This is a genomic window from Synechocystis sp. IPPAS B-1465 (assembly GCF_003015225.1).
Classification (GTDB): domain Bacteria; phylum Cyanobacteriota; class Cyanobacteriia; order Cyanobacteriales; family Microcystaceae; genus Synechocystis.
On record NZ_CP028094.1, the window covers coordinates 466,509 to 477,540 of the forward strand.

The 11,032-nt window shown below is 43.7% G+C and carries 15 protein-coding genes and 1 pseudogene; 6 read left to right on the forward strand and 10 right to left on the reverse strand.

Translation table 11 applies throughout. The annotated features are described in order from the left end of the window. The first annotated feature begins 79 nt into the window (after positions 1–79). From C7I86_RS02230 to C7I86_RS02240, 3 genes are all read left to right on the forward strand, one after another. Positions 80–529, forward strand: a complete 450-nt coding sequence (locus tag C7I86_RS02230; protein WP_010871632.1) for a YlqD family protein — start codon at positions 80–82, stop codon at positions 527–529. A gap of 163 nt (positions 530–692) precedes the next feature. Beyond that, positions 693–788 carry a photosystem I reaction center subunit XII gene (psaM, locus tag C7I86_RS02235; protein ID WP_010871633.1) on the forward strand — a complete coding sequence of 32 codons (96 nt, stop codon included), beginning with the start codon at positions 693–695 and terminating at the stop codon, positions 786–788. 139 nt (positions 789–927) lie between these two features. Continuing rightward, a complete protein-coding gene (locus tag C7I86_RS02240) occupies positions 928–1,305 on the forward strand; it encodes a hypothetical protein (RefSeq protein WP_010871634.1) in 378 nt (125 codons plus the stop codon). Positions 1,306–1,327: 22 nt separating this feature from the next. Here the strand turns inward: C7I86_RS02240 and lpxC are convergent, their stop codons facing one another. Both lpxC and C7I86_RS02250 read right to left on the reverse strand, forming a co-directional pair. Further along, positions 1,328–2,158: a UDP-3-O-acyl-N-acetylglucosamine deacetylase gene (gene lpxC / locus C7I86_RS02245; RefSeq protein WP_010871635.1), complete on the reverse strand. Its 831-nt coding sequence runs from the start codon at positions 2,156–2,158 to the stop codon at positions 1,328–1,330. Between the two features lie 334 nt (positions 2,159–2,492). Then, positions 2,493–3,023: an alpha/beta hydrolase gene (locus tag C7I86_RS02250; RefSeq protein ID WP_041425771.1), complete on the reverse strand. Its 531-nt coding sequence runs from the start codon at positions 3,021–3,023 to the stop codon at positions 2,493–2,495. A 60-nt stretch (positions 3,024–3,083) separates the two neighbouring features. Between C7I86_RS02250 and C7I86_RS02255 the strand changes: the two genes are divergently transcribed. From C7I86_RS02255 to C7I86_RS02265, 3 genes and pseudogenes are all read left to right on the forward strand, one after another. Then, positions 3,084–4,406: a hypothetical protein gene (locus C7I86_RS02255; RefSeq protein ID WP_010871637.1), complete on the forward strand. Its 1,323-nt coding sequence runs from the start codon at positions 3,084–3,086 to the stop codon at positions 4,404–4,406. A 165-nt stretch (positions 4,407–4,571) separates the two neighbouring features. Further along, the gene (gene ftsH3 / locus C7I86_RS02260) at positions 4,572–6,422 is read left to right on the forward strand and encodes an ATP-dependent zinc metalloprotease FtsH3 (RefSeq protein WP_010871638.1); all 1,851 of its coding nucleotides are present in this window, start codon (positions 4,572–4,574) and stop codon (positions 6,420–6,422) included. A gap of 208 nt (positions 6,423–6,630) precedes the next feature. Then, a pseudogene (locus tag C7I86_RS02265) lies at positions 6,631–7,167 on the forward strand (IS5 family transposase); the annotation flags it as partial. Between the two features lie 126 nt (positions 7,168–7,293). Here the strand turns inward: C7I86_RS02265 and C7I86_RS19485 are convergent. The 8 genes from C7I86_RS19485 to C7I86_RS02300 form a co-directional block, all read right to left on the reverse strand. Further along, positions 7,294–7,407 carry a hypothetical protein gene (locus C7I86_RS19485; protein ID WP_353511586.1) on the reverse strand — a complete coding sequence of 38 codons (114 nt, stop codon included), beginning with the start codon at positions 7,405–7,407 and terminating at the stop codon, positions 7,294–7,296. Between the two features lie 37 nt (positions 7,408–7,444). Continuing rightward, on the reverse strand, positions 7,445–7,696 hold the full coding sequence (locus C7I86_RS02270; RefSeq protein ID WP_010871640.1) for a type II toxin-antitoxin system VapC family toxin: 252 nt from the start codon (positions 7,694–7,696) through the stop codon (positions 7,445–7,447). Next, positions 7,697–7,924 carry an antitoxin gene (locus C7I86_RS02275; RefSeq protein WP_010871641.1) on the reverse strand — a complete coding sequence of 76 codons (228 nt, stop codon included), beginning with the start codon at positions 7,922–7,924 and terminating at the stop codon, positions 7,697–7,699. A gap of 78 nt (positions 7,925–8,002) precedes the next feature. Continuing rightward, positions 8,003–8,284: a type II toxin-antitoxin system mRNA interferase toxin, RelE/StbE family gene (locus C7I86_RS02280; RefSeq protein ID WP_020861443.1), complete on the reverse strand. Its 282-nt coding sequence runs from the start codon at positions 8,282–8,284 to the stop codon at positions 8,003–8,005. After that, positions 8,281–8,499: a hypothetical protein gene (locus C7I86_RS02285; protein WP_010871642.1), complete on the reverse strand. Its 219-nt coding sequence runs from the start codon at positions 8,497–8,499 to the stop codon at positions 8,281–8,283. The genes C7I86_RS02280 and C7I86_RS02285 overlap by 4 nt, the downstream gene beginning before the upstream one ends. 102 nt (positions 8,500–8,601) lie before the next feature. After that, a complete protein-coding gene (locus tag C7I86_RS02290) occupies positions 8,602–8,937 on the reverse strand; it encodes a DUF86 domain-containing protein (RefSeq protein ID WP_010871643.1) in 336 nt (111 codons plus the stop codon). After that, positions 8,927–9,235, reverse strand: a complete 309-nt coding sequence (locus C7I86_RS02295; RefSeq protein WP_010871644.1) for a nucleotidyltransferase family protein — start codon at positions 9,233–9,235, stop codon at positions 8,927–8,929. The genes C7I86_RS02290 and C7I86_RS02295 overlap by 11 nt, the downstream gene beginning before the upstream one ends. Before the next feature lie 129 nt (positions 9,236–9,364). After that, a complete protein-coding gene (locus C7I86_RS02300; protein WP_010871645.1) occupies positions 9,365–10,891 on the reverse strand; it encodes an RNA-directed DNA polymerase in 1,527 nt (508 codons plus the stop codon). Positions 10,892–11,032: the final 141 nt, after the last annotated feature.

Sequence of the window (11,032 nt, forward strand, 5' to 3'; positions counted from 1 at the left end):
TTAACCGCACGGGGAAGATATTCTGGGGATGCACTGTAATCTGCAATAATCCCCTAATTTTTAGGCTTAATTCAATTTTATGGACGATACTAACACCACATTACTGCTCAAGCGTCCCGTGGCCCTGAAGGTGATTGTCACTCCCCGCTGGAAAGAGGAGATGCAACAACAACTCCAAGCCCAGGTGGGCCAGATGGATAATCAGGTGCAACAGCTTGATGCCCAAAGTCAACGAGCGATCGCCGAAATTAAAAAACAAAGCTTGGTGCCCCTCCCCCCCAGTGTCAGCCAGCAAATTGAAAACATTCAAATGCAGGTCAACCAACAAAAGAGCGAAATTCTGGAGCAGAAAAACCAAGCCCTGCAACAAATGCAACAGGTGCAGTTATTAGAACTGAACCAAGAAGTCATCCAAGGACAGATGGAGAGCTTTTTCCGTATCCAAAAGGGGGACAACCTCGTGCAGAAAATGGGAGTGGAATTGGTACTGCGGGATGGGGTAGTGGAGGAAATCCGGGGTGAACTCTAGCCCCTGCCGAGGAGTTGTGCCTGGCAGCCTCAATGGAGATGGGAATGGTTAAGTATCGACTTTTCTAAAGACTTGTAACAACTTGTTTCCCAAAACTGCCCCCATATTGCAAAGTGTTGTTAATGTTTCTCACGATCTGTTTTTATCTAGGAGTTAACTATCCATGGCATTATCCGACACCCAAATTTTGGCAGCCCTAGTGGTTGCCCTCCTGCCTGCTTTCCTGGCTTTCCGTCTCTCCACGGAACTTTATAAGTAAACCAACGTCGGCCGTGTAATCCGATCCTTAGGGCGTGATCCGTTGCGCCCTATTGATTTTTAGGGGGAATGCTGGCATCTTTAGAGTCCGGTGTGAGTTGTCAGACCTCTTGCTTTCTCCGGCCTAAAAATTACCCGCCATGACTGCCCAAACTTTCAAACCCAGTAATGCCCGTCGTCCTCGCTCCAAAAGTCGTAAGCGCCCGGAACAAAAGTTTCAGCCTGAGCATAAGTGGCTAGTGTGGGAAATTCTTTTCAAGCTGGGTCTCAATGGTGTGTTTGTGGTGGTTTCCATTATGGCGATCGCCAGGCTGTTGCCCCATCAACAAGCTCAACAGGCTAAGTTAAACGAGATTCAGATGCAGGTGGAGGAAACAGAAGCCAGGGTTGAGCAACTCCGCAATGATTTCCAACGTAGTTTTGACCCCGGCCAGAGTCGCAAAATTATGGAGGAATTAAGCCCCCGCCATGACCCCAACCAAAGGAAAATTATTCTCACGGAACCGAAAGCTCCTTAATCCCCCCAAAAAAAGTAACGAGTTATCTGTAGGTGTCGGCGATTTTTTGGGCCAACTGAGTATGTAGTTTATGGCTAGCTTTGTAGGCGACAAAATGGGCTTGGGGAATTTTCCCCAGTAAACTTAAATCTCCTAGTAAATCCAATAGCTTATGACGCACCGGCTCATCGGGAAAACGCAGGGGGGGATTGAGCCATTTCTCTTTGTCGCACACCAAAGCATTTTCCAAGCTACCCCCTTTAATCAGCCCGGCCTGGCGCAATTTTTCAATCTGATCCGCAAAACCAAAGGTCCGAGCAGGGGCGATCGCCGTGGCAAAATTTTCCTGATCCGGTTCCCAGGTGTACCACTGTTTACCGATAGGCAGATAGGGATAGTCCACACCGTAGCTAAAACGGGTAGTGGCACAGGGAAAAGCCGCCACAAATGCATCTTCTAGCTGGCAGGTTAAAGGGTCTGTAATCACAATGGGTTGGTCTTGGCTCTTCTTTGACCGAGGCCTGGTTCCTACTTTGGCGATCGCCGTTAACCAACTAAGGGCAGAACCATCCAGCAGGGGCACTTCCGGGCCGTTAACTTCAATGCGTAAGTCACCAATGTCCAAGGCCACCAAGGTTGCGAGTAAATGTTCCACTGTCCTAATCGTTGCTCCAGGTTCCCCTAGCTCCGTTGAAAGCATGGCTTCCCGCACCCAAGTCAAATCCGCTGGAATAATAGGCTTTTTAGGCAAATCCACCCGCTGAAAATAGCGGCCTTTCCCCGCCGCCACTGGACAAAGGGTAACGGTGGTTTCCACTCCAGAGTGCAGTCCCACTCCCTGGACTGTCAGAGGTGCTTTGATAGTATGTCCCATGGTGTTTAAGGATGATTGACAAAGTAACTGTAACTGGATTTGAGATCCGGAAATAACAGTTCCTTCGTCATTACTCTGTTTAATTTGAAACAAATCCAAATACTCAAGGATTCATTCTCCTTCATCAAATTTGCGATCAAAATCCTTAGACTTCATGTATTTTAATACAGGGCTATACATATAGTGATTGGCTACTAGTACTGTCCATTGTCAGTTTTACCTAAAGTAGTTTGCTCAGGAACAGTTCTAAATCATCGAGTACTTCGTTCTTTTGGATATACTCATTGCCTTCAGTTTGATGATCCAGATAAAAACTTAACGCATCAAACACTTTCTAAAAAGGTAGTCGACCTAACATGGCCGTCAACCCTTCCACTTGTTGGTACAATTCCATCAGGCGATCACCGTTGACGTGGAGTTCTGGGGTGGGATAATTTTCCAACACTTCGATCAGTCGTACCTGATTGTCTTTTTCTGCAGAGCTGATAATAGCTCCCCGCAGAGCTTCTTTATTGTCCCGCTTAGAAGGGGTGTGGATTACCTGACCCACCTGATTGAGCACATATTCCCCGGCAAAACTGTTGAGCACCCGGGAGAGGGTAACTGGATCTGCCTGAAACGGTCGATTGAGCCAACCCCGCAATTCTTCAGGGTTTTTATTGGCCATTTTTAAATAGGCTTTGAGGGAGGGGGACACTTTCCCAGTGCGGCTCAACTCCCCTAACTCCTCAATGGAGATGGATTCTCGCAAAACACTATAGGTCAGCACCACCCGTTCCGCTGCAGCCAGGGGAAGAGTTCCAGCACCAGCCAACAGGCTAGCAAACATTAAACTTAAACAAAAGTGAGGAAAACGCACATTCATAACCACTAAATCCACATATCGACAAAAAATCTTCTCTCTATACTAGAAGAATAATTTTTAATGATTGTCGCCTCCGAGGGCAGTGGAATGAGTGTCGCCTTTAATCCCCAAATTATGACCGCTGTGGAGCAGTTGGACTATGTAGTCACGGTGGGGGACGTGGCCAGCCAGGCTGGATTAGAAATTAACCAAACCCAACAGGGGTTGCTGACTTTGGCGTCGGAGGTGGAGGGCCATCTCCAGGTGGCGGAGTCGGGGGAAATTGTGTTTGCTTTTCCCAAGCAGTTCCGGACAATTCTCCGCAATAAGTATTGGCGTTTACGGTTCCAGAGTTGGCTCCAAAGCATTTGGCAGGTGTTGTTTTACCTGATCCGCATTTCCTTTGGCATTATCCTTATCCTTTCTATCCTGTTGATGTTAGTGGCCATCATTGCCATTATCATCGCGGTCAATTCCAAGTCCGATAACGATAACGATGGGGGTTTTAAATTTTCCGGTGACGGTAACCGTGGTGGGGGTGGGGGAATATTTTTCTGGCCGGGGGACATTTTCTGGCTCCTTAGCCCCGATGGTGGCCGGCAAAAACGGGATAAGAAAAGGTCTGATAAAAATAAAAACGAGCTTAATTTCCTCGAAGCCATTTTCTCGTTTCTATTTGGAGACGGTAACCCCAATGAGGATTTGGAAGAAAAACGCTGGCAAACCCTGGGTAGTTTAATTCGCCATAACGGTGGGGCGATCGCCGCTGAACAGGCGGCCCCCTATTTGGATAATGTGACCAAATTCAATCGGGACAATGAGGACTACATAATTCCTGTGCTAGCCCGCTTTAATGGTTATCCCCAAGTTTCCCCCAGCGGCGAATTAATTTACACTTTCCCCAACCTACAAGTCAGTGCCCAGGAGCGCCAATCAACCACTTTGAGTGCTTACCTGCGGGAAAAACCCTGGAAATTTAGCCAAGCTTCCTCCGGCCAAAAAATAGCGGCGATCGCCTTGGGGGGAGTTAACCTAATTTTGGCCTTAAGTTTGGGGGTAATGCTGAAAACCTACGGCGCTGAGTTGGATTTGGGGACACTGGTTTATTTCGTCCAGAGCATTTACGGCGTTCTGGTGACCTATGCAATCGGTTTCTTGGCTATTCCCCTAGTGAGATATTTCTGGCTGCAAGAACGCAATCAAAAACTAGAACAACGCAACGGCGATCGGCAACAGCGGGCCAAACTTCTGCAACCGCCCTCCCCTCCCCTCAAAGCTAAACTAGAATTTGCCCAGGAGTGGGCCACTAGCACCGTCATTACTCCGGCGGACATCACCTACCGCACCGACCAAGACTCCCTGGAGCAGGAGTTTAAACGCTTTACCCCAACCCAGGGGGACTAACAGTTGACCAACAGTTACAAAGCCTCTATCCTTAGCATTTTTTCGCTACAGTGGCCAATTGTTTCTGAGAAGCGTTAACATAAGTTAACAACTGTTTATTATCCACTCCATCCATTGCTAACCGGTGGAATATGATAACTACACTCACTATTGGAGAGTTCTAGCGTGAGCAAAAATAATAAAAAATGGCGTAACGCGGGCCTATATGCCTTGTTGTTAATTGTCGTTTTAGCGTTGGCATCGGCCTTTTTCGACCGACCGACCCAAACTAGGGAAACCCTCAGCTACAGCGATTTTGTCAATCGGGTAGAAGCCAATCAGATCGAACGGGTCAACCTCAGTGCCGACCGCACCCAAGCCCAAGTACCCAATCCCAGCGGTGGTCCTCCCTACTTAGTCAATCTGCCCAACGACCCCGACTTGATCAATATTCTCACCCAACACAACGTGGATATTGCTGTCCAACCCCAGAGCGACGAAGGTTTCTGGTTCCGCATCGCCAGCACCCTATTTTTGCCCATCTTGCTCTTGGTGGGAATTTTTTTCCTCTTCCGTCGGGCCCAGAGTGGCCCTGGTTCCCAAGCCATGAACTTTGGTAAATCCAAAGCACGGGTGCAAATGGAACCCCAAACCCAAGTTACCTTCGGGGACGTGGCCGGTATTGAGCAAGCCAAACTAGAACTCACCGAAGTGGTGGACTTCCTGAAAAATGCAGACCGCTTCACCGAATTGGGAGCCAAAATTCCCAAGGGTGTTTTGTTGGTAGGCCCCCCCGGAACCGGTAAAACCCTGTTGGCCAAAGCCGTGGCTGGGGAAGCGGGTGTACCGTTCTTTTCCATCTCCGGTTCGGAATTTGTGGAAATGTTTGTCGGTGTTGGTGCTTCTCGGGTACGGGATTTGTTTGAGCAGGCTAAAGCCAATGCTCCCTGTATCGTCTTCATCGATGAAATTGATGCCGTTGGTCGTCAACGGGGCGCTGGCCTTGGTGGTGGTAATGATGAGCGGGAACAGACCCTCAACCAGTTGCTAACGGAAATGGACGGTTTTGAAGGCAACACCGGCATTATTATCGTCGCCGCCACTAACCGTCCCGATGTATTGGATTCTGCCTTGATGCGTCCCGGTCGTTTCGATCGCCAAGTGGTAGTAGACCGTCCTGATTATGCTGGCCGTCGAGAAATCCTCAATGTCCATGCCCGGGGTAAAACCCTTTCCCAGGATGTGGATTTGGATAAAATTGCCCGTCGTACCCCTGGATTTACCGGTGCTGACCTGTCCAACCTGTTGAACGAAGCCGCTATTTTGGCTGCCCGTCGCAACTTGACCGAAATTTCCATGGACGAAGTCAACGACGCCATTGACCGGGTGTTGGCTGGTCCTGAGAAGAAAAATCGGGTGATGAGCGAAAAACGCAAAACCCTAGTGGCTTACCATGAAGCTGGCCACGCCTTGGTGGGTGCTTTGATGCCTGATTATGATCCAGTACAAAAAATTAGCATTATTCCCCGCGGCCGGGCCGGTGGTTTAACCTGGTTCACCCCCAGTGAAGACCGTATGGAATCCGGTTTATACTCCCGTTCCTATCTGCAAAATCAGATGGCCGTTGCCCTGGGAGGCCGTATTGCTGAGGAAATTATTTTCGGCGAAGAGGAAGTCACCACCGGTGCTTCCAACGACCTCCAACAGGTAGCCCGGGTCGCCCGCCAAATGGTAACCCGTTTCGGCATGAGCGATCGCCTGGGCCCGGTAGCTTTGGGTCGTCAGGGTGGTGGGGTATTCCTTGGTCGGGACATTGCCTCTGACCGGGACTTTTCCGATGAAACCGCTGCGGCGATCGATGAGGAAGTAAGTCAATTGGTAGACCAAGCCTATCAACGGGCCAAACAGGTCTTGGTGGAAAACCGTGGCATTTTAGATCAACTGGCAGAAATCTTGGTAGAAAAGGAAACTGTTGATTCTGAAGAGCTGCAAACTCTCCTGGCTAACAACAATGCCAAATTGGCACTTCTAGTTTAAGAATCCAAGCATTGGAATTCCTAGAGTTAAAACTCTGATCAAAACATTATCCCCTTCCTGATTTACAGGGGGGGATTTTTTTGTGGGCCATTAAGAGCGTGTTTGAAAAGTCGGCATAATTGGGAAAAATGGTGAAGAATACAGAATTTTCACCGTAATGATGCTGAGAGAATTTTACAGCAGCGACATCAGTGATAGCCAGTAGCAATTGGTAGAATCCAATCTCCCCCAAGCAAAAAGTGGGGGAAGAAAACGGAAAACTAATCTGAGGGAAGTGCTTAATGCCATTTTTTACATGCTCAGAGCGGGTTGTGCTTGACGACTTCTGCCCCATGATTTTCCCAAATGGCGAAGAATGGTTATTTCCGACAGTGGTAGGAAGACGGTACCTGGAAAAAATTGAATCACATCCTCAGAAAGAAGATTCGACTTAAGGTCGGAAGAAATGCCAACCCTAGTGCTGGTTGTTTGGACTCACAGTCAGTGAAAAAGGCTGGCGCTGGACAAGAAAGTGGTTATGACGGTGGAAAAAAGGTCAATGGTCGTAAACGCACAATCCTCGTGGATACCATGGGATTACTTCTCGATGTTGTGGTTCACAGCGCTCATCGCTCAGGCCACCAAGGTCTTACTCTACTCGGTACTTGGTTTGCTCCTCTATGGCAGTGCCTGCAATTGATATGGACTGACAGCACTTTTGGCAGTAAGAATTTTACTGCCTGGGTTAATTAATGAGACCTTTGGCTAGAATTTGGAAATCGTCAGCAAAAAGGATGGACAAAAGGGTTTTGAGGCTTTGCCTCGAACTTTTCAAACATATTCTTAGTGCGCCAGTTAGTTGAAAGCAGCAAATCAAATTTTACCGAATAGTTTATTCTGCCCAGTTTTCCAAGAATAAATTGTTAATGCGTGAAAATTCTCGAAGATTATTGGTGACAAGCGTTACTCCCAGACTTAACGCATGGGCTGCAATCAGCATATCCATAGCCCCAATGACAAGACCTCTACTTTCTAGATTACTTCTAATGTTGCCATAGGCGATCGCCGCTTCCTGAATTAAATTCCACGATTTCTAGCGGCATCAAGAATTGCATTAAGGCATCACGATTTTTCGATTGTTGTTGACTTTTACTGACACCATATTCTAATTCCGCCACGGTAATGGATGAAATACCAATGTCTGATATCTCCAGGGTTTGAAATTTTGCCAAGACTTTAAACGGTTTCTTCTTAATGAGATAAATGCAAATATTCGTATCTAGTAAATACTTCATTTAGAACTCTTCTCGTATATCTAAGGGAGGCTGTTCCCTAGTTTTCATAAAATCATCTGAAAATTGATCTAAGCTTTCAATTAAGGATTGCCAAGGGTTATTTTTAGCAATCAAAATAATTGTACTTCCAATTTTTTTAATGTAAACTTCGCTTCCGGCTATCGTAAAGTTTTCTGGTAAAATAACGATTTGATGGGTGCCATCGGTGCTAATTTGAGCTGTGTTCATGACGTTGCCTCTAGGATAAGTAAGGGGGAAGAGTTGGCGATCGCCGAAAGATCGACTTTTCTTTTTTGACAAGTTAAATTAATAGACTTCATCATGGGAACCTAAATTAAGTAATAAAATTGCCTCTTCCTTGTCTTCTGGGTTGTTTACAAATTCAAATAGCAGACGATAATTATAGTCGATAGAGCATGACCAAACGTTAGCTAGTTCTCCTTTGAGTTTATGGGTGCGTAGGCTAGGGTGAAAAGGATCTGTTGCCAACTGATGTAATATTTGTTCAATCATCGGTCTCAGATTAGGATTTTTGGGAATCAGGCGCTTGAATGAACGTAATGATTTTGGAGACCAGGCAATTTTCATTCTTGATCGAGCGCTTCCAAAAATTGATTTACTGAACCAAACTGAACATCACCGTTAGCAAATTCTTGGCGAATTTCTTTGATTTCCTCGGCTAATTTTTTTCTTCTTTTTTCTTGCAATCGTTTTTGAATAATATCAAGTAAGATTTCTTGATCATCTAGGGGTAGATTTTCAACGGATTCAATGGCTTTTTGAAATTCTGATGTTTTTAGCATTGTAGTTTGACGGAATTTATTTAAGGTTTTAACTACGTGAAAGAGGATTGGCGATCGCCAAAAAATCAGCTATGGGGCACTCCGGTTAGTTGGAAAGAGTATTTACATGTTTTCTAACAGAGAGTCGAATAGATAGGCTAATTCTGGTAGTTTGTTCTCAATTACATCCCAGATTATATCCAGATCAAGTTGATCATATTCGTGAACAATAACATCTCGCATTCCTGCCATTTCCCGCCAAGGTATTGCTGGATGTTGACTGCGGAAGTCTGGAGAAATTCGCTTTGTTGCTTCGCCAATAATCGTAATTTGATAGAGAATGGCTGATAATTTCTCATCGTTAATTTCTAGTTGTACTTTATCAATTTCATTCGTATAGCGCAAAATGCGTCTAATGGCATTGGCAATATCAATAAGGGATTCTTGATTACGTTGCATAGATAATTTGGGCAGATTCTAAAATGTTTTTACGTCTGAGCCAGTTTTCACTCCGATTGATTGCACTTTTGACAATTAAATCGACAGGACGTTGAAATATTTCTTGCAGTTCATCTCGCATCTGTATGGTTTCTGTTAAACCACGTTTTGCAGTAGGCGCAAATTCAATGAGTATGTCAATGTCGCTGTCTGAATGAAAGTTTGGACGTAGGATGGAACCAAATAAAGCAAATTCTTTGACCTGCCATTTGTGACAAAATTGACGAATTTGCTCCATCGGTAAATTTGTTGTTTCCATAATCCTGACGATTTCTGTTTGAGCTATTTAAGTTTGTTTGTGTGTTTCAATGGATCTCGAAGGAAAGGAAAATTGTATAAGCTTTTCCTATTTAGCTAGAGTGACAATCAAAGAGCATTTTTTAATTTTCTATCTTTTGAAAATGGCGAATCGCTCGGCTAGTGTTTTATCTCGGCAAGCTCTCGGTTTAGTAAATAGCTTAAAATCTGTATCTTTAAATAATTCCTGCTTACTTGTCACAATAGATTTGTAAAATACATTTTCTTTGATTTTTTCGTTCTTAATAATACTGTCAAAATCTTCATTTTGAAAGCCAAGAGATATATAACGACAGAAAAATACCAACCAAACGATCTCAAAAACGGATGACATTTTCGATGCTCTGTCTAATTCATCCTTAATTGTTTCCCTAAGAAAATCCTTAAGTCCTTGATCATTTCTTTTATTTTCAATATATAAACGCTCAATAACTGATAAAACATGACATAGGATTTTTGTTGATTCTCGTTTTAGTAAAAACAAAAGAGAAATTGTCTTTCTGATTTCTTTTCCACGATTTTGACTTGAATAACTAACCTTTAAATTATGTCTTTTGTCAAATAACTCTGCAATAAATTTTTCAATAATGCTAGTACCAGGGTGCTTTCGATGAATATCTAATGCAATTAGCAAGGTATGTTCAAATTTTCTAAAAGAAATATATTTCTTTCTTCGCAATACATGAGGAAAATATGCTCGATTATGTTCTCGATAAAGCCCATCGGGAAGATTGAGAAACGATGTTTTACTTTCGTTCAATGAGAGATTATATTGAGAGAGTTGATGGGAAAGAATGTCAAGCAATTTTTTTGCATTTTCTTTCGAATTACATAATATTCTGTAATCATCTTTAAAGCGGACAGCTGCATATTCAATATGCTTGGATTCTTGGGAAAACTTACGATCAATATCTGCTAAGATAGTCTCAGCAATTAGATCAGAGAGTGCCGAACCGATGGGAATACCATTTGTTCGTCCATCATTTGAATATTGAAATAATCTATCAATTTTATTTCCAAAAAGTCTAAATTCTTTATCTTCAAGTGCTTCTTCTCTTCCATGAATGGCCCATCCAATACCATGAGTATAGATTGACGGATAGAAATTTGTAATATCGGTTTTGGCTAAAATATTAAATTTTTGACCATCTAGTATAAGGTCTTCCTCTGCCATTTCAAGCCATTCATAAATCATTCTACCTGCACGAAGAGGGCTTAAGTCTTCAAAATCTTTTTTTGAAACTGGAATAGGAAAACTGTAGGCGGCAACCTTATTTTCTGAGTGGAAAATATGGCTTAATATATTATCCCAGTTTTGATGTAAATAAAAAATAATGTCGTGATAATTCCAAGGATGCTGAACACTAAAATTTCTGTATGTTAAAGTACTTTTGGGAAATGAAACAAAAGCCACTTGACGCTTTTTTAAATCATTAATGTTGATATTGTATGGAGTGTCTTGAAGTTTAATCTCTTTTGATACAGTAAAACTCGGTGGCAGGATATTTTCTTCGGGGAAATAACCAACATTCAGCAACCATTTTGCTATTTTATCCTTATTTACTTTCCGCACAAGAGATTCTGTTTCTCGGAAATGCTCATAGGTTGCAAACTTCATTAGCTATTATAAGTAATGACTTAAATATAGATTTTATCGCTGATTCGATTAGGGATGAGATACTCCTAAGTTCTGGAATCTTTATTTCTTAAGCTTCGTGTATCCTAAGAGTGTCCCATATCCATCCTAATTTGCTATAAA

Excerpts from the sequence above, each read along its gene's own strand:
- psaM (WP_010871633.1), top strand. The coding sequence starts at position 693 with ATGGCATTATCCGACACCCAAATTTTGGCAGCCCTAGTGGTTGCCCTC.
- C7I86_RS02250 (WP_041425771.1), bottom strand. The coding sequence starts at position 3,023 with ATGAATGTGCGTTTTCCTCACTTTTGTTTAAGTTTAATGTTTGCTAGC.
- C7I86_RS02255 (WP_010871637.1), top strand. The coding sequence starts at position 3,084 with ATGATTGTCGCCTCCGAGGGCAGTGGAATGAGTGTCGCCTTTAATCCC.
- C7I86_RS02275 (WP_010871641.1), bottom strand. The coding sequence starts at position 7,924 with ATGAACACAGCTCAAATTAGCACCGATGGCACCCATCAAATCGTTATT.
- C7I86_RS19485 (WP_353511586.1), bottom strand. The coding sequence starts at position 7,407 with ATGGATATGCTGATTGCAGCCCATGCGTTAAGTCTGGGAGTAACGCTT.
- C7I86_RS02240 (WP_010871634.1), top strand. The coding sequence starts at position 928 with ATGACTGCCCAAACTTTCAAACCCAGTAATGCCCGTCGTCCTCGCTCC.
- C7I86_RS02270 (WP_010871640.1), bottom strand. The coding sequence starts at position 7,696 with ATGAAGTATTTACTAGATACGAATATTTGCATTTATCTCATTAAGAAG.
- C7I86_RS02290 (WP_010871643.1), bottom strand. The coding sequence starts at position 8,937 with ATGCAACGTAATCAAGAATCCCTTATTGATATTGCCAATGCCATTAGA.
- C7I86_RS02295 (WP_010871644.1), bottom strand. The coding sequence starts at position 9,235 with ATGGAAACAACAAATTTACCGATGGAGCAAATTCGTCAATTTTGTCAC.
- C7I86_RS02300 (WP_010871645.1), bottom strand. The coding sequence starts at position 10,891 with ATGAAGTTTGCAACCTATGAGCATTTCCGAGAAACAGAATCTCTTGTG.
- C7I86_RS02285 (WP_010871642.1), bottom strand. The coding sequence starts at position 8,499 with ATGCTAAAAACATCAGAATTTCAAAAAGCCATTGAATCCGTTGAAAAT.
- lpxC (WP_010871635.1), bottom strand. The coding sequence starts at position 2,158 with ATGGGACATACTATCAAAGCACCTCTGACAGTCCAGGGAGTGGGACTG.
- C7I86_RS02230 (WP_010871632.1), top strand. The coding sequence starts at position 80 with ATGGACGATACTAACACCACATTACTGCTCAAGCGTCCCGTGGCCCTG.
- C7I86_RS02280 (WP_020861443.1), bottom strand. The coding sequence starts at position 8,284 with ATGAAAATTGCCTGGTCTCCAAAATCATTACGTTCATTCAAGCGCCTG.